Here is an 18,249-nt window from a genome sequence, read left to right on the forward strand (position 1 = left end):
TCCGGACATACACTTATACAAAGCGGAGGTGAGTACATGCTTAATGTGACAACTGTTGTCCTCGCTATTATTGGTTTCTTGGCTGTTCTTGGCGTGACAGCAACCGTTCAAATCGCCATTCAGATGAAAAAATGGTTACGAGATATTGAAAATTCTGAGATGCAGATCGATTCGAATACGTATGCTGCACCTTGGATTCAAAAGGTGATCGAGGAGTATAAAGCATACCACCTTGCAGGAATATCCCCCATCAATACACAGGCTTTAATTGAGAAGCATTTTTACAAGGAGTCTGTTGCAATTTTTGGCTTAGTCAGAGTACCTGCAGGTGGAATGATGAGATTCATGCAGCAGCTGCCCCCAACTTCTATTATCATTGGAATTCTAGGAACATTTATTGGATTAACGATCGCGATCGCTTCCATGCAAGAAACACTTCTCTTTTTATCACAGAAACCTGAAGATGCGAACTTAGACCTTGCATCTGTTATCGCTGCGATTTCAAGTCCGTTCCAAGGTATGAGCGTAGCTTTTGTAACGAGTATCGCTGGAATTGGGAATGCGCTGTTTCTCACCCTGATCCAAAATGGCGTTCTTACTGGTGGAAGAACGACTGCTTATTACCTTGATAAAATCATTTCAGACTGTGAAGCTCTCCTCGACCATAACTTACATGCTAGCTTAAGCAAGGAAAAGCCTCATGATGAAATGGAACGAATCCTCGATAGGCTTGCAGGGCGAATTGAGGATAGTTTCCAAGAAACGCTAGGAGACTTCTCCTCTAGTATGGTTCACTTTACAGCTGGATTGGAAAAAGCAATGCAGGATGTTCATGCCATCCTTACCTCACAGCGAAAATACACAGACCAATTTGCGGAAAGTACATCTACGTTAGAATCGTTTTCTGATAAATTACAAGGGTCATTCACCCAGCTAGATGGTGTCCAGGAAAAAGCAAACAAGGGTATTTTAGAATTATCTAGTCAGCTAAAAACGCTGGACTCTCAGCTTCAATCTCTTTCAAGACATCATGAAAACGGTCAACGAAAGTTTGAACAGCTCGTTCAGCGATCTGATCATTTAATAAAAGAAACGCAGAAAAAAGCAGAAGAAACCGGACAGCATTTTTTACGTGGGTTAGATGAACAGATGCAACGTTACCAATCTTCACAGGAAGATTTAGAACGAAGGGTTCACCAGGCACAAGATGAGTGGTATTATCGCTATCAAGAAAAGCAAAACCAGTATGGCAGAGCATCTCAAGACTTTGCGGAATCTGTCTCCCAGCTTGAAAAAGCTTGGTATACAGCAATCGATAAAATCAAGCGTGAAGCGCTCGAACCAATTATGTATAAGATGGAGAGAGATCAAAAAGATCAGCCGCTACAACATGAACTAAGATCTCTTTCAAACAGTATGGACTCTCTCTACCAAGGACTTGCAAGAGAATTAAAAGATATTCAACATCACCTATCAGAATCGTATCAGCTCCAGCTTCGGGCCTATGAAGATCAACTCCGAAGGCAATCAGCAGCTCAACAACAAATTCCCTCGCGAATGATCGGTGATAACCGATGAAAGGTAGAAAAAGACGGTTTCAATCAGAAAACGGAGAAGAGCATTATTGGCCCAGTTTCGCTGATATGATGGCGATGATCGTGCTTGTCATGCTATTCGTTGCGATCATAGCGTTCGTTCAAATGATTTATGATGCTTATGACCAAACCGTTATGAAGCAGGAACTTGCAAAAGTAGCTGACGTTAAAAAGCATATCAGCGACCTTATTGAGCAGCAGTTAGAAGAGAACGTTGGGAAAGATAAGATTGTAAGGGGTCCTAACAATACGATTTCCGTTGAAGGGGACATACTTTTTGATACAGGGAGTGCAGAAGTTAGTCCAGAAGGTAAAGTAGTATTAAACGAACTCGCAGACGTTTTCGCAAGTTTAATAGAAGAAGAAGACATCAGTCAGTACCTGTACATCATCTTAATCGAAGGTCATACGGATAAAGTTCCTTATGATAATTGGACCCTATCAGCAGATCGATCGGTTGCAGTCGTGAAAGAGCTCATGAAGGCTAATCCGAAGCTTGCGAGGACGGATTATGCCAAATACCTAGGTGCAACTGGCTATTCTGAATTTAAACCGATTGTAGAAGGAACAACGGCTGATGCATTTCAAAAGAATAGGCGGATCTCCTTTCAAATCATCCTTGATGACGAGAAATGGCAAGGACGGTTAAAAGATATCATGACCTATTGATAGAATATAAGAAATAAAAAAAGGCCAGTTTAAATAAACTAGGCCTTTTTGACGTTTCGTTTCAAGTATCTAGATCGTTTATTTTTTTCTGTATAGCAATCGCACGCGAATAGAAAAACAGCGCGATACCCACTAGTAGAAATCCTCCACCAGTCAAAATCAAAACTTTTTCATCTGTTTTCCCTTCCATAGGAAGAAAAGAACCGATATACAGAAACACACTTAAACTCAATAAAATAAATGCATAGCGTTTGTAGTCTGTCATCTTATTTTGAAGTTCTTTCATGATGCGATCACCTCTCACACTATTAGTCTAGCATAGAAGTGTGCACTAAAAGGTATGTAACTATTTCCAAATAAAAGGAAACCCCCTTTGTAAAGGGGGTTTCAACGTTAACTTAGTGCATTCTTAAGATCTTCAATCAGATCTTCTGCATCTTCAAGACCTACAGAAATACGGACGAGTCCTTCTGTAATGCCCAGTTCATCACGACGGTCTTTAGGAATGGATGCATGCGTCATTCGCGCTGGAACTGATATTAAACTTTCAACAGCACCTAAACTTTCTGCGAGTGTAAAGTACTTTACTTTACTAAGAAGTTCATCAGCTTTTTCCGCACTTCCAATATCAAAGGAAACCATACCACCGAAGCCTCTTGATTGGTTAACAGCAATGTTGTTTCCAGGGTGTGTGCTCAATCCTGGGTAGTAGATTTTCTCTACATCTGGATGCTCGCTAAGAAATTGAACAATCTTCGCAGTATTTTTCTCGTGCTCTTCCATTCGTACGCCAAGTGTTTTCAAACCTCTGATCAATAACCATGAATCTTGAGGTCCGAGAATTCCACCCGCAGAATTTTGAACAAAGTGGAGCTCTTCAGCAAGGCTTTGTGAATTTACAACGACCAATCCAGCAACGACGTCGCTGTGTCCACCTAAATACTTAGTAGCAGAATGAAGCACAATGTCAGCACCATGGTCGATTGGATTCTGCCAGTACGGTGTATTAAAGGTATTATCTACAATCGTAAGGAGATTGTGTTCCTTAGCCTTATTTGACACTTTACGAATGTCTGTTACTTTCAACAACGGATTCGTAGGAGTTTCAATGAAAACAGCTTTCGTATTTGGTTTGATCGCCTCTTCAACAGCAGAAAGATCTGTTGTATCTACAAACGTTGAGTCGATGCCTAGACGATTTAATACTTTCGTCATCACACGGTATGTTCCACCGTAAACATCGTCTGTCATTACAACATGGTCGCCTGAGTTAAACAGCATCATGACTGATGTAATAGCCGCCATCCCTGAGCCGAATGCAAAGCCAGCATGACCGTTCTCAAGGTCTTTGATGAGTTCTTCTAGAGCATGACGAGTTGGGTTTCCTGTACGAGAATACTCGTAGCCATTAAATTTACCAACGGCTTCTTGCTTATACGTACTTACTTGATAGATTGGTACAGACACTGCACCAGTTTGGGGATCACCTGTAATCCCACCATGTATTAATTTCGTTTTCGGCTTCATACCTAAATGCCTCCCTGGTAAATCTTTTTACTTAAGTATCGTTCACTACTATCCGGAAAAATTGTTGCGATGTTTGTTCCTGGTTCTGCCTTTCTTGCCTCGATAAGAGCTGCTTCTAAAGCAGCGCCAGAAGAACTACCTACAAGCAATCCTTCTTTCTCTGCAAGTTCTTTAACCCTTCGAAACGCAACTTCGTCTGTTATTGTATGGATACTATCAAAATAGGAATCATCCATATATCCAGGAAGGAATTCCATTCCGATTCCCTCGGTTTTATGTGGCCCTGATTCTCCGCCATTAAGAATCGATCCTTCTGGTTCTACAATCACAGTCTTAACGTGTGGTTTCTTTTCTTTTAAATAGCGCGCTGTCCCCATGAATGTACCGCCGGTTCCAGCTCCCGCAACAAATACGTCAAGCTCACCGTCAAGCTGCTTCCAAAGTTCTGGACCAAGGGTTTTGTAGTATGTTTCAGGATTAGCAGGGTTGCCGAACTGCTGCGGCATATACGAGTTTGGTATTTCTTCATGCAGCTCTTTCGCCTTTGCAATTGCTCCCTTCATCCCTAACTCAGTCGGTGTATGAACGATCTGAGCACCAAGAGCACTCATTAAATCTTGTTTCTCAATACTAAACTTCTCAGGTACAACGAACATCACTGTATACCCTCTGTTCACGGCTGCCAGCGCAAGTCCGATCCCTGTGTTTCCAGCTGTAGGTTCAATAAATGTTCCACCTGGCTGAATTCTATTGTTTTCAACTGCATCTTGTAAGAGTTCCTGTCCGAGGCGGTCTTTAATGCTTCCTCCAGGATTATAGAACTCTAACTTTGCAAATAATCGAACACCTTTTGGAATATTAAAATGATGGAGCTCGATGACCGGGGTACGGCCTACGAGCTCATGAACATTATTATAAATATCCATCAATAAGTCTCACTATTCTGCAAAAACGACATGCCATTCATCACGATGTGAAAGCATTTCGTTTGCGATTTCTTTAGCACCTTCAAGACTATGGTTTGCAGCCCATCCACACTGCACCTCATTACAAGCCGGCACTTCTTCCGCTGCTAAAACGTCATTCAACGTTTTTTCTAGTACACTAAGAATTTCATCATAGTCAGAGTGATTTAGAACAGCAAGGTAGAAGCCTGTTTGGCATCCCATGGGTCCGATATCGACAACGTTATCTAAGTGATTACGAATGTTTTCTGCCATCAAGTGTTCGATCGAGTGAAGACCCGCCATCTCCATATGAGCTTTATTCGGTTGTTTGAATCGAATATCGTATTTATAGATCTCATCACCTTTAGGACCTTTTGTAACGCCTACTAGTCTCACATAAGGTGCTGCCACTTTCGTATGATCAAGGTTGAAACTTTCTACGTTCATTTTGTTAGCCAATATTTTTCAACTCCTCTACAAGATTTAAAACCAAGTTAGCTGAATTGATCGAGGCTGTCTCAAGGAACTGTTCGAAGGAAATATTCGATTCTTTTCCAGCGATGTCTGAGAGAGAACGGATCACAACGAATGGGGTGTTAAACTGATAGCACACTTGAGCGATTGCACCGGCCTCCATCTCAGCTGCATCCAGATTCTTAAGACGTGATCTTACGTAATCAACTCTTACTGCATCGTTCATGAAGGAATCGCCGGTTGCGATTAGTCCTTTCACGACTTGATGCTCTGTGACTTTTTCTGCACTTCTTTCTGCTGCTTCAACAAGCATTCTTTCAGGTTCATAAAGAGCCGGCATTTGCGGAACTTGCCCATATTCATAACCAAATATGGTCGCATCCACATCATGGTAGCGAACTTCACTTGAAATTACGATATCGCCAACCTTTAAATCAGGATTAAAGCCCCCAGCTGATCCTGTGTTTATGATGTAATCTGGTTCGAATAGCTGGTTCAATAACGTTGTACCGATCGCTGCGTTCACTTTACCGATTCCTGATTTCAATAGAACGACTTCTTGCCCATCGATTTCACCAGTTGTGAATTCAGATTTTGCAATGGTATGTTCCTTCCTATTCTCAAGGCGATCTCGTAAAATTCTAACTTCCTCTTCCATAGCTCCAATAATACCGATCTTCATGACGTACTCCTTTACAGTTTCATTTTTTGACCGCTTCTATCAGCCAAACAAAATCGTTCAACTGAGTAAAAGCTACCTCAAATCCATTTTTCTTAAATAATTCTTCTAGCACCGGAATAGTTGTATAATACTCCGTCTGTAAGTCTTGAAGTAAGTTTAAATACCCCTGTGACTTTACTTTTTCATGCATTTTTGTCCTAGCATCCTCATTTTGGAATGCTGTGTCTGCAAATACAATTTTATCATTCTCACTCAGTAGTTGGCTATATTTGTGAATAGCTTCTTCTTTTTCAGTGTCGGTCAAATGATGGAACGCGTACGTACTAACAATCGTTTGAACCGAATGTTCAAGCTCTGGATAATCTAGAAAATCCCCATCTAAAAGTGTTAACTTCGGGAACCTTTCCTTAGCTTTGTCTCTCATCGCTTTGGATGGCTCCACACCAGTCACACTTAATCCTTTATCCAATAGAATAGCAGTGAGATTACCTGTTCCTACCCCAAACTCAAGCACATTACCCACTGAAGCATGAGCTACAGAAGCGAGTATTTGAGTGTATCCTTTGAATACATCACGATACTCCTCATCCTGACCTGATACAGTCGTATCATAAGAGTCAGCCCACCGTTCAAACAAATCAATGAATTCTCTCCCCATTGTATCTTCACATCGCTTTCATAATTTAATTCATAGTATTAAGGTATGAATAATATGCTTTTATGGTTCTAATTTAACACAATCCTTTTTACATATCAATTTGTCAGTTTTCTTCTTAAGGTGTAAAATTATTAATTGCGAATCATGGATGAAGAAAAGGAGACACAAAGATGGAATTTTCTCTTGAACGAATTGATGACAAAGTGGAATTTTTCGAGTCGTTTTCCCTTGAAGATCTCGAAAAGAAAATCCAAGTTCAAATCGATAACAACCGAGCATTGATGCTGCACGTTCACCATGTTCAGCATCAGGTGTTAACAAACGAAAAAACAGGCAGACCCTATTATTCAGCCGTTGTACATTTTAAAGCAAAATAAAAAAAGGGAGCGGACCTCAATTATGAGATCTGCTCCCTTTCTTCATATTCATTTTACTTTAGCGCTGACAGGTTTCCAGCCTTTTTCATCGACCCATTCTAATTCTACGACGTACTGCGTACCGTCTCCGCCTTTTTGACTAACAGTTGCTTCAGACTTTTGAGGTCCTCCGTTTCCACCAAGCCAATGTACGACCATTTCTTCTTTAGGAAAGCCGACTACTGTCTCAACAGCATCTAGCTTTTCGTTCCAGTCAACGCTACCTTTATCATAGCTTGATACGTGATCACCACTGTCTTGAGATGTTCCTACAGGTTTCCATGGCCCATCTAAATTGACTTCACCGGACTCGTTAGAAGCTTCCTCTTCTTCAGAAGCGTTTTCGTCATTTTGTTCTTTGTCATCTTGAGACTCTTCTTCGTTATTAGTTTCTTCATTATTTGCATCATTAGTTTCTTCATCTTTGCTTTCTGTTGCTGAATCGCTTGCCTCATCAGAAGTAACTGAATCTTCCGTGTTGCTCTCGTTTGATTCGGATTGAGTTGCTTCAGTAGAGGCTGTTTCCTCCCCAGCAGTAGGTTCGGTATTATCGCCATTAAAAAAGATATTTACAATAAGAATAAGGATGACTACTCCTACTATTCCAATAAGACTGTTTAAAATGATATTTTGTTTTCTTTTTGAATGACGAGCATTATATCGTGATTTCACGTTCATCCACTCCTCTATTTAACTGTTGCTCATATTCTACCATCTCTAGAGGATTCGTTTAAGGCTTGACTTTTCCTTCTATAACCAAAAATTTTCTAGTATAAGGTGTTTACAATCTTTCCAAACGCTTCATATGCTTTGTACTCCTTATCTTTTCTTTCGAAATCTACGACTGCTAATGCGTACCGTGGTTCATCATAAGGGAAATAACCAACAAACCATTGATAATCATAGTCCGCATTTCCGCCCGGTTCTGCAGTACCTGATTTACCAGCTACCTCTACTGGAAGGTCAGCGAGAAATGATCTCCCTGTTCCGCTCACAACTACTTCTCTTAAAGCATTTTGAAGATCACCAACGACGTCAGATGAAAGTGTTTTGCTGGTAAGCTTCTTTTCCTGAAAACTTAAAAAAGTAGTGTTATTTTGATAGAGAATATCCGAAACAGCTCTAACCTGCTTTGCATCGCCGCCCCTCGCAATCGTAGCCATCATGTTTGCTAATGATAAAGGGCTTACTTTTACGTTTAACTGTCCGATCGCTGTTTGATCTATTGCCTTTCTGATACGCTTATCCTTTTCATTCGCAAAGAATACGGGCTTTGATTCATCAGGAAACTGCTGAAAATCCTCATAGTGATAGAGCGTATCGTTCCATCCTACAGTTGTTGAAATACCGAGTTTTTCAGCGGTTTTCTCGATGACGTTAGGATCTTTATCAAGTAATTCTTCAGCAAGTATGGCAAACGTTGCATTGCAGCTAGCTGCAAAACTACTTTTGACATCTAATACGCCAAGTTCTCGTTTTTCAGGACCATCTCGATAAACATTTCGATCACAATCGAACGTCCTTTCATTAGAAATACCATTTTCATAGGCAGCAGCGAGAATGACTGTTTTAAAGACGGATCCAGGGAAGAAGCCTTTCACCATTTTGTTTGTAGCACCCTCCCCTAGAGGATCAACTTCGTTAAAGTTTGGTCTACTCGCCATGCTAAGGACATTACTGTTCTTGATATCGAGTAATACCGCTCCCCCATTCGTAATTTTTGTTTGATCTAGAGCATTTTCTACTTTCTGTTGAAGATCTGTATCTACCGTTGTTTTCACTTGTAGAGGATAAAAAGAGTCAGCGTTTGTAAACATTTTTACATCTAAGCCAAGCAATGGATTACCTTTACGGTCTGCGTGATACAAGAGCTTGGACTCCCCTTCAGAGATTAGAAAAGGATCAAAAGCTAACTGCAAACCAGAGATTCCAAGCCTAGTATGCTGATTCACTAATCCTTCGTTCCATTTTTCAGGGTATTTAGACTTTATTAATTCTGGATTGGTTCGGACACTTCCGATTAAATGACTAGCTAATCGATCCTTCGACTCTGGTTGGTAGACTGCGTAAACCCCTGGTATTCGAAGATCATTTATGCTCACCATTTCACTCTTCGTGAGTGTTTTATTTAATCTGAAAGGCTGTGTTTTACCTTGCAAAGCTTTATTTAGTTCACTTGGAGGAACATCAATTATTTCAGAAACTTGATCGATAGGCCATTCTCTTTCACTTAAGAAAGGAAAAAGAATCAATGATGGAATGGAACCTCTCATAGGCTCTCCATTACGGTCAAGTAGAGTCCCTCTCCCATCACTTAAAACAAATGACTGCGTACGTTGATTTATACTTGCTTCAACAAGATTAACTTCATGATTTGAAAAAGAATTTGTATCAATAAGTTGAATCTGAACTAAGCGTCCTATAAGTAATCCAAAACATAAAAGGAATAGTATTGCGACAATCGTTATTCTTCTAACCCCCATACACTTCACCTCAGTAAGAGTCTCGCCTCTTCTAAGACATTTCAAACCCAAGGAGCTTTGAACTAAACAGAGCCAAAAAGAAAAGGACGACCTTTAGGCCGTCCTTTTCCGTTACTTATTTTACTTCTAAAATTTCAACGCGGATTTCTCCACCTGGTGTTTGTACGTTAACCTTTTCACCGATCTGACGGCCAAGAAGGCTCTTAGCCATAGGAGAATCATTTGAGATCTTGCCTTCAAATGGATCTGCTTCAGCACTTCCTACGATCACATATTCCTCTTCGTCTCCATCAGGAATTTCCGCGAATTTCACTCGCTTACCGATCGTTACAACATTGGAAGCACTTTGATCTTCCTCAATAATTTCAGCGTTACGAATCATATTCTCTACGGTAGTGATTCGCGCTTCAACGAATGCTTGTTCATCTTTTGCAGCGTCGTACTCAGAGTTCTCAGAGAGATCTCCAAAACTACGAGCAACTTTAATACGTTCTACTACTTCTTTTCTTTTCTCTGTCTTTAAATGCTCAAGTTCTTGCTCGAGCTTTTCTTTACCATCTTTGGTCATATAATACTTTTTGTCGTCTGCCATTTTGTTCACTCCTTCATCAATTAAGGGCAATCAGTCGTAATAAACTGTATGAAAAAAAGAGGTATTTATTACCTCATTAATTCGTTATAGCATTGCTTTGTCCTCTAAAATGGTATGAATCTTGGTCGTCATAAGATCGATCGCGACACGATTCTGACCACCTTCTGGGATGATAATATCTGCATAGCGTTTCGTTGGCTCGATAAATTGTAAATGCATCGGACGTACAACAGAAGTGTACTGTTCAACAACAGAATCAAGGGTACGACCGCGATCCCTTATATCTCGAACCATTCTTCTTAAAATACGGATATCTGCATCTGTATCAACGAACAGCTTGATATCCATCAAGTCTCTGAGACGCTCATCTTCTAAAATCAAAATACCTTCTAAAATAATGACATCTTTTGGTTCAACAGGAATAATTTTATCAGATCTTGTATGAACTGTATAGTCATAGACAGGTTTTTCAATGGAATTATAAGACATTAATTCCTTTACATGTTGAATAAGTAAATCATTGTCAAAAGCAAGCGGGTGATCATAGTTGGTATCAAGTCGTTCATCCATAGATTTCTCACTTTGATCTTTATAATAAGAATCTTGTTCGATTACTAATACCGATTGATCAGCAAACTGCTTAAAAATTTCTCTCGTTACGGTAGTTTTGCCTGAACCTGAACCCCCGGCAACACCAATTACAACAGGTCTATTAACCATAATCCTTCCCTTTCTATTATAGAAAAACCGTTCGTACAGCCGTACGCCGGTTTCTCCTTCATCATGAGTTTTTCTTACTTACTGCTAATCCATCACCGATTGGATAAATCGTCGTATCTAATGATGGATGGGACATTAAAAATTCGTTATATTCGCGAAGCTTTTTCACCATAGAACGAAATCGTCTTTCTTCAATTTCTTCTTCAGCGACCATTCCTCTGAACAGAATATTATCTGAGAATATGACTCCTTGAGGCTGTAAGCTACCATAGAACTCATCAAAGAAACGTTTGTACTGGCCTTTTGCGGCATCTATGAAAAGTGATTGATATGGCCCATGCGATTTTAACTCTTGCGAAAGCTCAAAGGCATCTCCATACAAAATCTTAATTCTATGAGCGTAACCTGCTTTTTCAACGTTGGAAACTGCTTCATGATAGCGGGCTTCATCGCGCTCCACCGTTACAATTTCCGTCTCTGGCATCATTTCAGCCATACGGATTGCAGAATAACCTATCGCAGTACCAATTTCAAGAATGCGGTCAGGGTTTAAAAAAGACATCACCTGAAGCATAACAGCAAGACTCGTCTGTTCCATGATCGGAATGTGATGATCTCGTGCATATCGCTCCATCTCTTCTATCAATTCTGCCCTTTTTGGTCGTAAAGATTCCAAATATTGTTCAACATGATCGGATATCATCCACGTTCCTCCTTCATGTAGCCCGAACTATTTTATCACAAAATAAAGGGGAATGGTAGTCGTACTTACCATTCCCTGAAACTTATTCTGAATTAGCTTCCTCTTCTTCTTTCTTTCTGTAATACTCATCCCATTCCTCGTCATATTTCGCTCGAACTTTATTGTGTTCAGCATTCGTCTCTGAGAAGATGGTTTCCCCATTAGGGCGAGCATAGAAATAGAGATCATCAGTCTGATCAGGTTCGATTGCTGCAATAATCGAAGATTGACCTGGATTTGCGATCGGACCTACAGGAAGTCCTTTGTTTTGATACGTATTATATGGCGAATTCGCATCAAGTTCACTCTGTGTGATTTCACCGGACTGTTCTCCTCTAGCATAAATGACTGTAGGGTCTGTTTGGAGGAGCATGCCTTGCTCCATACGATTTCTAAACACAGCAGAAATCTTCTCTCTGTCGGCTTTCGCTGATGCTTCTTCCTCTATCAGTGATGCCATCGTCATAAATTCATGAATTGAGAGTTCGCCACTTTCGACATCGCTTCGATAGGATGCTAACACAGCTTCTGTTTTCTCAAGCATCTTCTTAACAGCAAGTTCTACTGTTGGTTCTTCTTCAAAATCATAGGTAGCCGGGAATAAATAGCCTTCTAGCGGATGTCTGATGTCTTCATTTAAAATTTCATCAGTCAGGAACCAATATTCATTGATGAGGGCTTTTAAATACTCTTCATCATCAAGCTTTTTGATAACTTCTTCAGGTTTCATATCGAGTTCTTTACCAATACGAGCGGCAATGTCCTCAATCCAGATTCCTTCAGGTAGAGTGATTTTAGCAACTGATTCTTTCATCACTTTTCCACTTTTTAGCTTTGAAATAACCTCATCCATCGTCATGGATGGAGAAAGCTCATAGTCACCAGCTTGAAACCCGCTTTCGTTCTTATATTTCACATAATAGCGAAATGCTGTTCCATCTTTGATGATCCCTTCTTTCTCAAGAATTTCACCAATCGATGAAGACGATGAGCCAATTGGAATTGAGACAGCTTTCTGCTTATTGCTATCGGGATCTACTGGCTGTAACGTGTTCTTTATGTAGAAATAACCACCTGTAATAACAGCTGCCATCGTAATCGTAAGTAGTAACAAAATGATAAATACAACTTTTCTTACAGTTCTATTCTCATTTTGGCGTTTTAATAAATTCTCTTTGTATTGTTCTTTATAATCTGACAACGCCTCTGCCCCCTTCACTCGTTCCCATTATACTATAGATCGACTCGACCTACCGCTCCTCAAAAAAATTTCCAATTTGTATTATACTAGGTAACCGTTACACTTTGTAGCCTTTTGTCTATTTATGCTATAAAAACTTCCCAATAATGTAAAAGGCCGCCGATTCATTCATCGGCGGCCTTTGGTATGTTACTCGTTGTCCTCTTCTTCAGAGAACGTGTTCAACATTTCTTCAACCATTTCCCATTCTTTATCAGACTCGATTGGGAATAGTTTGTAGTCACGATCTTCATTGTCTTCTTCTTCATAACGGAACGCGTAAACTTCAACTTCATCTTCGCTATCAGCTTGATCAGCTGGAACAACTGTTAGATAAGAGTTTCCGTTCTCTTCCACATCAAATGTGAATAGTACCTGGAATAAATGCTCGTCTCCGTTTTCATCTGGAATGATAATTCTTTCTTTTTCCTCCATGTTTTCACCTCATTAAATTTGCTTGCTGTCTAAATATCCTTGAAGGATCATAACAGCAGCCATTTTGTCGATAACTTTTTTTCGCTTTTTACGGCTCACATCGGCACTGATCAACATTCGCTCAGCAGCAACTGTCGTTAGCCTCTCATCCCACATTTCTACAGGAAGATCTGTGCTTTCTTTTAAACGATCAGCAAACGCCATACAAGCTTCACCGCTAGGGCCAATCGAACCATTCATATTCTTGGGAAGGCCAACAATAATTTTGCTAACCTCATTCCCGTTTATGATATCCATTAACCGTTCAGGTATTACATCTGGCTGATCCGGATCACGCTTTACCGTTTCTAGACCCTGCGCAGTCCACCCCATCAGATCGCTTACTGCAACGCCAATCGTTTTAGTGCCAACATCTAAACCAAGTGTTTTCATGCTGTCTCCTTATCTCTGGTTGTGTGTAAGATACGACTTGACGAGCTCTTCGATCAACTCATCGCGCTCAAGCTTACGAATTAAGCTTCTCGCATCATTATGTCTAGGAATGTAAGCCGGATCCCCAGAAAGGAGGTACCCTACGATCTGGTTGATCGGATTGTAACCTTTTTCTTGAAGAGCGCCGTAAACGGTGAGTAAAACTTCCTGGACATCATGATTATCTGCATCATCTGGAAAGTTGAATTTCATTGTTTTGTCCATTGAACTCATTCCTTACACCTCTTTCCACGATCCCACTAGAATCGTAACTGTTCCTCTAAATCTCATTGTACACTACTGAAACCTAATTAGGAAATGGATTTCACCCATTCTGTTGTGTAAGCCAACGCTTCATCGAGCTTTTCCGGATCTTTTCCTCCAGCTTGTGCCATGTCAGGGCGTCCACCGCCTCCACCACCGCAACGAGTCGCTAGTTCCTTGATTAGTTTTCCTGCATGATATCCTTCTTTTACAAGATCATCTGTGATTCCTGCAGCTAGTTGAACTTTTCCATCAGCACCACTACCAAGTACTACGATAACACTACCAAGCTGAGATTTCATATCATCTACAATCGTTCTCAAGTTATTCATATCAGTATCAATACGTTTAGCAACCACTTTTACCCCATCGACTTCCTGTACTTCAGTAGACATTTGTTTCGCTTCTACGTTAGCTAGCTTGGAAGTGAGTGATTCGTTTTGACGTTGAAGATCTCTCATCTGGGATAGTAACGACTCGGTACGAGACGGTACATCTTTCAAGTTTGACTTTAACAAATTAGCTGTTTCTTTAAGAATGCTAACTTGTGAATTGAGGGCTTGGTATGCACCTTCACCTGTAACTGCTTCGATACGACGCGTACCTGCACCGATTCCCGCTTCAGAAACGATTTTAAACAGGCCGATTTCAGCAGTGTTCTGAACATGTGTACCACCACATAGTTCTAAGCTGTAGTCTCCTACACGTACAACTCGTACAGTATCACCATACTTCTCTCCAAACAACGCAGTTGCACCCATTGCTTTTGCTTCGTCAATCGGTTTTACCATCGTTTGTACTGGGATGTTTGCCCAGATCTGATCGTTTACTCTCTTTTCAATTTCCTCTAATTCACTAGCTGAAATTTGTCCAAAATGAGAGAAGTCAAAGCGCAGTCGCTCGTACCCAACAAGAGATCCTGCCTGATTAACGTGTTCACCAAGTACATCTTTTAGAGCCTGGTGAAGGAGATGGGTAGCTGTATGGTTCTTAACGATCGAAGCTCTGCTCGTTGGATTTATTTCAGCAGTTACTTTTGAACCTGTCTTAATTGAACCAGACTCTACAACAGCTGTATGAACGTGTTGTCCGTTAGGAGCTTTTTGCACGTCTTTAACACGTAAGAGTACTCCCTCTCCGCGGATGACACCTGGATCTGCAACCTGACCACCGCTCTCAGCGTAGAATGGTGTTTTCCTGAGGATGAGTTGAATTTCGTCTCCTTCTGTTGCTTCCTCTGTTACTTCTTTGTCTTTGATCAACGTTGCAACTTCCGTTTCAGCTGTTCGTTCATCATATCCCACAAAATCACTTGCTACTGAAAGATCACCAAGTGCTCCACCTTGAACTTGCATAGAGCCAACGTCTTGACGCGCTTCACGTGCACGTTTTCGTTGCATTTCCATTTCTTTCTCAAACCCAGTTCGGTCGATCTCCATTCCTTCTTCTTCTGCGTACTCTTCCGTAAGTTCGACAGGGAATCCGTACGTATCATAAAGACGGAATACATCACTTCCAGAAATAACAGTAGTGCCGCTCTCTTTCCCTTTTTTAATGATTTGAGAAAGAATCGCAAGTCCTTCATTCAACGTTTCGTAGAATCTTTCTTCTTCATTTTTAATGACCTTTTGAATGAAGTCTTGCTTTTCATTAACTTCTGGATAGAACTCAACCATGATATCTCCAACCACAGGGACCAGCTCATACATGAAAGGACGGTTGATGCCGATTTGCTTCGCAAAACGAACCGCACGACGAAGAAGTCGTCTTAACACATATCCTCTTCCTTCGTTTGAAGGGAGCGCTCCGTCTCCAATTGCGAATGTTACAGTACGAATGTGATCTGCGATGACTTTAAATGCTGTGTCAGACTCTTTAGCTTCGCCATAGCTAACATCTGCCATTCGTTCAGTTTCACGAATCGTTGGAATGAAAAGGTCGGTATCATAGTTCGTCTTTGCGTCCTGAATAACGGACACCATTCTCTCAAGCCCCATCCCCGTATCGATGTTTTTCTTAGGAAGAGGTGTATATGTTCCGTCAGGATTGTGGTTGAACTGTGAAAATACAAGGTTCCAGATTTCTAAGTAACGTTCGTTTTCGCCCCCAGGATATAGTTCTTCCTCTTGATCGTCTTCGCCATAACTTTCTCCACGATCATAAAAGATTTCAGTGTTTGGACCACTTGGACCTTCACCGATATCCCAGAAGTTCCCTTCAATACGAATGATGCGTTCTTCTGGTAAACCAATCTTCTCTTTCCAAATCGTGAATGCCTCATCATCTTCTGGATGAATGGTTACGGATAGCTTTTCTGGATCAAAACCGATCCAATCTTTGCTCGTTAAGAATTCCCAACCCCATTCGATTGCCTCTTCTTTAAAGTACTCTCCAATAGAAAAGTTACCGAGCATTTCGAAGAATGTATGGTGACGGGCAGTTTTCCCTACGTTTTCGATATCATTTGTACGGATTGATTTTTGTGCGTTAACGATTCTTGGATTATCAGGAGTAACGCGACCATCAAAATATTTCTTCAGTGTTGCTACGCCACTATTAATCCAAAGCAGCGTTGGATCTTCGTGCGGAACGAGAGAAGCGCTTGGCTCGACCGAATGACTCTTTTCTTTGAAAAAGTCTATGAACATTTGTCTTACATCAGCTGAAGTTAAATTCTTCATCATGAAATCCTCCTTTTTTCTTAAGCAACTGTTCGTGATCGTTAATCATTTGGGCAGAACCATACAAAAAGCTCCCGCCCCTGATATAAATCAGGGACGAGAGCTATCATATACTCACGCGGTACCACCCTGGTTATAGGCTATGCCTATCACCTCAAGCAACCGTAACGTGGTTGAGACGGCGGAGATTAAACCGCACTCAGGATTAGCGTTCTGCTGTCTCACTTTGAAGCTCTTCCAGCCTTGGAGCTTCTCTCTGATGGATATCTTCATATCCGTAAAGTGATAATCAGCATACTCGGTCCGTCATTGTGTTTGCATCATCTGCGGTTATTATAGTCAAAGAAAGAATCGTTTGTCAATGCTTTGCTTCCCGTTCATTTTTATATAGGATCAAAGCTTTTAATACAGCCAGAACAGGTACTGCTAGAATCAGACCTATTATGCCCGCAATTTCACCACCAGCGAGCAGTCCAAAGATAATAATGACCGGATGTATATGAAGGCTTCTACCTACGATATATGGAGATAGAATATTGCTTTCGATAAATTGCAGGACAAGTATAACGACTAACGTAATGATCGCCATTTTCATCGACACTGTAGATGCGATGAGAAGAGCAGGTGCTGCTCCAAGAAACGGACCGAAGTATGGAATGATATCTGTGATACCAACGATGATTCCGAGCAAGATCGCGTAGGGTAACTTGATTAGCCAGAAACCAATAACCGCAAGTACACCAAGCACAGTGATAACGAAAAATTGTCCTCGAATATAGTTACCAAGGGATTCATCGATTCGAATCACTAGCTCTTTACCCGGCTCCCTCCATTTCAAAGGCATGATTTTCCACATCGTTTTTTTTAATGTTTCGAAGTCTTTTAACAAGTAAAATACGATGAAAGGAATGATCATGATCACAAAAAAGGAACTCAAGAGTTTCTTCGCTAGTTTAATACCAAGTGAGAGTGTTTCGTTTACCGCTTCTTCAGCATCCCTGAAAGCCTGGTCCACTTTATCTTGAAGTGCGGGTGGTAGGGATGAGGTGTAGTCATAGATGTGATGCACCGCCTCTCGATATATCTCCATGAAAACCGGCACGTTTTCCATCAGCTCCTGTGACTGCTTCACAATATGAGGTAGACCTTTAAAGATTGCGAAACCAGTCCCCCCAAAGAACAAAAGATAGATTAAGAGGACCGCTAGTGACCTAGGAAGACCTTCTTTATGAATCTTTTCGATGATTGGGTGCAGCAGATAGGTGATGAGTGATGCAATGAGGAATGGCACTAAAAGGACAGCGATCACATCAAGAATCGGCTTCCAAATCGGCGCAAGTTTTAAAAACACATAAATGCACAAAAAAGCGAGCAGGAGAGTAGTTAAATAGATAACCCAATTAAAGTTCCATTCTTTCTTCATATCCACTCCCTCCTGCTTTTGCTTACATTTCTATACGCATATCATAGTCTTCAAAAAGATCATCTAATGACGTTAAAGACCCATCTTCCTCAACCTGATGAAGAGAAAGCATTCCTTTCACGACCGACATTTCAACAAAACAGTTCCAACAGTAAAACTGGTTCGCACCGATTTTACCTATGTTTTTACTTTTACAATTCGGACATTCCAAAGGTTTCAACCTCCTGTAT

21 protein-coding genes are annotated in these 18,249 nt (G+C 40.8%); 3 read left to right on the forward strand and 18 right to left on the reverse strand.

The window, feature by feature from the left end; translation table 11 throughout:
* Positions 1-36 precede the first annotated feature (36 nt).
* Together ACXAHI_RS06205 and ACXAHI_RS06210 are read left to right on the forward strand one after the other, a co-directional pair.
* Positions 37-1,578: a hypothetical protein gene (locus ACXAHI_RS06205; protein WP_474846735.1), complete on the forward strand. Its 1,542-nt coding sequence runs from the start codon at positions 37-39 to the stop codon at positions 1,576-1,578.
* The gene (locus tag ACXAHI_RS06210) at positions 1,575-2,264 is read left to right on the forward strand and encodes an OmpA/MotB family protein (RefSeq protein ID WP_270179380.1); all 690 of its coding nucleotides are present in this window, start codon (positions 1,575-1,577) and stop codon (positions 2,262-2,264) included. Before ACXAHI_RS06205 ends, ACXAHI_RS06210 begins: the two co-directional genes overlap by 4 nt.
* A gap of 61 nt (positions 2,265-2,325) precedes the next feature.
* Here ACXAHI_RS06210 and ACXAHI_RS06215 read toward each other — a convergent pair whose 3' ends face one another.
* From ACXAHI_RS06215 to ACXAHI_RS06240, 6 genes are all read right to left on the reverse strand, one after another.
* Positions 2,326-2,550 carry a YrhC family protein gene (locus tag ACXAHI_RS06215; RefSeq protein WP_270179381.1) on the reverse strand — a complete coding sequence of 75 codons (225 nt, stop codon included), beginning with the start codon at positions 2,548-2,550 and terminating at the stop codon, positions 2,326-2,328.
* Positions 2,551-2,657: 107 nt separating this feature from the next.
* Positions 2,658-3,791, reverse strand: coding sequence for a bifunctional cystathionine gamma-lyase/homocysteine desulfhydrase (locus ACXAHI_RS06220; protein ID WP_270179382.1), 1,134 nt, complete (start codon positions 3,789-3,791; stop codon positions 2,658-2,660).
* 2 nt (positions 3,792-3,793) lie between these two features.
* Positions 3,794-4,717: a PLP-dependent cysteine synthase family protein gene (locus ACXAHI_RS06225; protein WP_474846737.1), complete on the reverse strand. Its 924-nt coding sequence runs from the start codon at positions 4,715-4,717 to the stop codon at positions 3,794-3,796.
* A 12-nt stretch (positions 4,718-4,729) separates the two neighbouring features.
* Positions 4,730-5,197: an S-ribosylhomocysteine lyase gene (locus ACXAHI_RS06230; RefSeq protein ID WP_474811009.1), complete on the reverse strand. Its 468-nt coding sequence runs from the start codon at positions 5,195-5,197 to the stop codon at positions 4,730-4,732.
* Positions 5,190-5,894 carry a 5'-methylthioadenosine/S-adenosylhomocysteine nucleosidase gene (gene mtnN / locus ACXAHI_RS06235; protein WP_474846739.1) on the reverse strand — a complete coding sequence of 235 codons (705 nt, stop codon included), beginning with the start codon at positions 5,892-5,894 and terminating at the stop codon, positions 5,190-5,192. The genes ACXAHI_RS06230 and mtnN overlap by 8 nt, the downstream gene beginning before the upstream one ends.
* 19 nt (positions 5,895-5,913) lie before the next feature.
* Positions 5,914-6,552, reverse strand: coding sequence for a class I SAM-dependent DNA methyltransferase (locus tag ACXAHI_RS06240; RefSeq protein WP_270179386.1), 639 nt, complete (start codon positions 6,550-6,552; stop codon positions 5,914-5,916).
* A 170-nt stretch (positions 6,553-6,722) separates the two neighbouring features.
* Between ACXAHI_RS06240 and ACXAHI_RS06245 the strand changes: the two genes are divergently transcribed.
* On the forward strand, positions 6,723-6,929 hold the full coding sequence (locus tag ACXAHI_RS06245) for a YrzA family protein (protein ID WP_270179387.1): 207 nt from the start codon (positions 6,723-6,725) through the stop codon (positions 6,927-6,929).
* A gap of 48 nt (positions 6,930-6,977) precedes the next feature.
* On the opposite strand, the gene ACXAHI_RS06250 is transcribed toward ACXAHI_RS06245, so the two are convergent.
* The 12 genes from ACXAHI_RS06250 to ACXAHI_RS06305 all read right to left on the reverse strand — a co-directional run bounded on the left by ACXAHI_RS06250 (position 6,978) and on the right by ACXAHI_RS06305 (position 18,230).
* On the reverse strand, positions 6,978-7,640 hold the full coding sequence (locus tag ACXAHI_RS06250; RefSeq protein ID WP_474846741.1) for a YrrS family protein: 663 nt from the start codon (positions 7,638-7,640) through the stop codon (positions 6,978-6,980).
* 95 nt (positions 7,641-7,735) lie between these two features.
* Positions 7,736-9,451 (reverse strand): peptidoglycan D,D-transpeptidase FtsI family protein, encoded by a 1,716-nt coding sequence (locus ACXAHI_RS06255; protein ID WP_474846743.1) that lies wholly within the window; start codon positions 9,449-9,451, stop codon positions 7,736-7,738.
* Positions 9,452-9,566: 115 nt separating this feature from the next.
* The gene (gene greA, locus ACXAHI_RS06260; protein ID WP_270179390.1) at positions 9,567-10,043 is read right to left on the reverse strand and encodes a transcription elongation factor GreA; all 477 of its coding nucleotides are present in this window, start codon (positions 10,041-10,043) and stop codon (positions 9,567-9,569) included.
* An 84-nt stretch (positions 10,044-10,127) separates the two neighbouring features.
* Positions 10,128-10,763 carry a uridine kinase gene (gene udk, locus ACXAHI_RS06265; RefSeq protein ID WP_224878548.1) on the reverse strand — a complete coding sequence of 212 codons (636 nt, stop codon included), beginning with the start codon at positions 10,761-10,763 and terminating at the stop codon, positions 10,128-10,130.
* Positions 10,764-10,824: 61 nt separating this feature from the next.
* A complete protein-coding gene (locus ACXAHI_RS06270) occupies positions 10,825-11,466 on the reverse strand; it encodes an O-methyltransferase (protein WP_474846745.1) in 642 nt (213 codons plus the stop codon).
* 82 nt (positions 11,467-11,548) lie between these two features.
* Positions 11,549-12,706: an endolytic transglycosylase MltG gene (mltG, locus tag ACXAHI_RS06275; protein ID WP_474846747.1), complete on the reverse strand. Its 1,158-nt coding sequence runs from the start codon at positions 12,704-12,706 to the stop codon at positions 11,549-11,551.
* A gap of 189 nt (positions 12,707-12,895) precedes the next feature.
* Complete coding sequence (locus ACXAHI_RS06280) at positions 12,896-13,180, reverse strand: DUF1292 domain-containing protein (protein ID WP_270179393.1); 285 nt, start codon at positions 13,178-13,180, stop codon at positions 12,896-12,898.
* A 12-nt stretch (positions 13,181-13,192) separates the two neighbouring features.
* Complete coding sequence (gene ruvX, locus ACXAHI_RS06285) at positions 13,193-13,612, reverse strand: Holliday junction resolvase RuvX (RefSeq protein ID WP_474846749.1); 420 nt, start codon at positions 13,610-13,612, stop codon at positions 13,193-13,195.
* Between the two features lie 9 nt (positions 13,613-13,621).
* Positions 13,622-13,885, reverse strand: a complete 264-nt coding sequence (locus ACXAHI_RS06290) for an IreB family regulatory phosphoprotein (RefSeq protein ID WP_270179395.1) — start codon at positions 13,883-13,885, stop codon at positions 13,622-13,624.
* Between the two features lie 77 nt (positions 13,886-13,962).
* Complete coding sequence (gene alaS, locus ACXAHI_RS06295; protein ID WP_474846751.1) at positions 13,963-16,596, reverse strand: alanine--tRNA ligase; 2,634 nt, start codon at positions 16,594-16,596, stop codon at positions 13,963-13,965.
* A 358-nt stretch (positions 16,597-16,954) separates the two neighbouring features.
* The gene (locus tag ACXAHI_RS06300; RefSeq protein ID WP_474846753.1) at positions 16,955-18,019 is read right to left on the reverse strand and encodes an AI-2E family transporter; all 1,065 of its coding nucleotides are present in this window, start codon (positions 18,017-18,019) and stop codon (positions 16,955-16,957) included.
* 22 nt (positions 18,020-18,041) lie between these two features.
* Positions 18,042-18,230, reverse strand: coding sequence for a hypothetical protein (locus ACXAHI_RS06305; RefSeq protein WP_270179397.1), 189 nt, complete (start codon positions 18,228-18,230; stop codon positions 18,042-18,044).
* Positions 18,231-18,249: the final 19 nt, after the last annotated feature.

This window comes from Anaerobacillus sp. ABD4_527 (assembly GCF_056160805.1).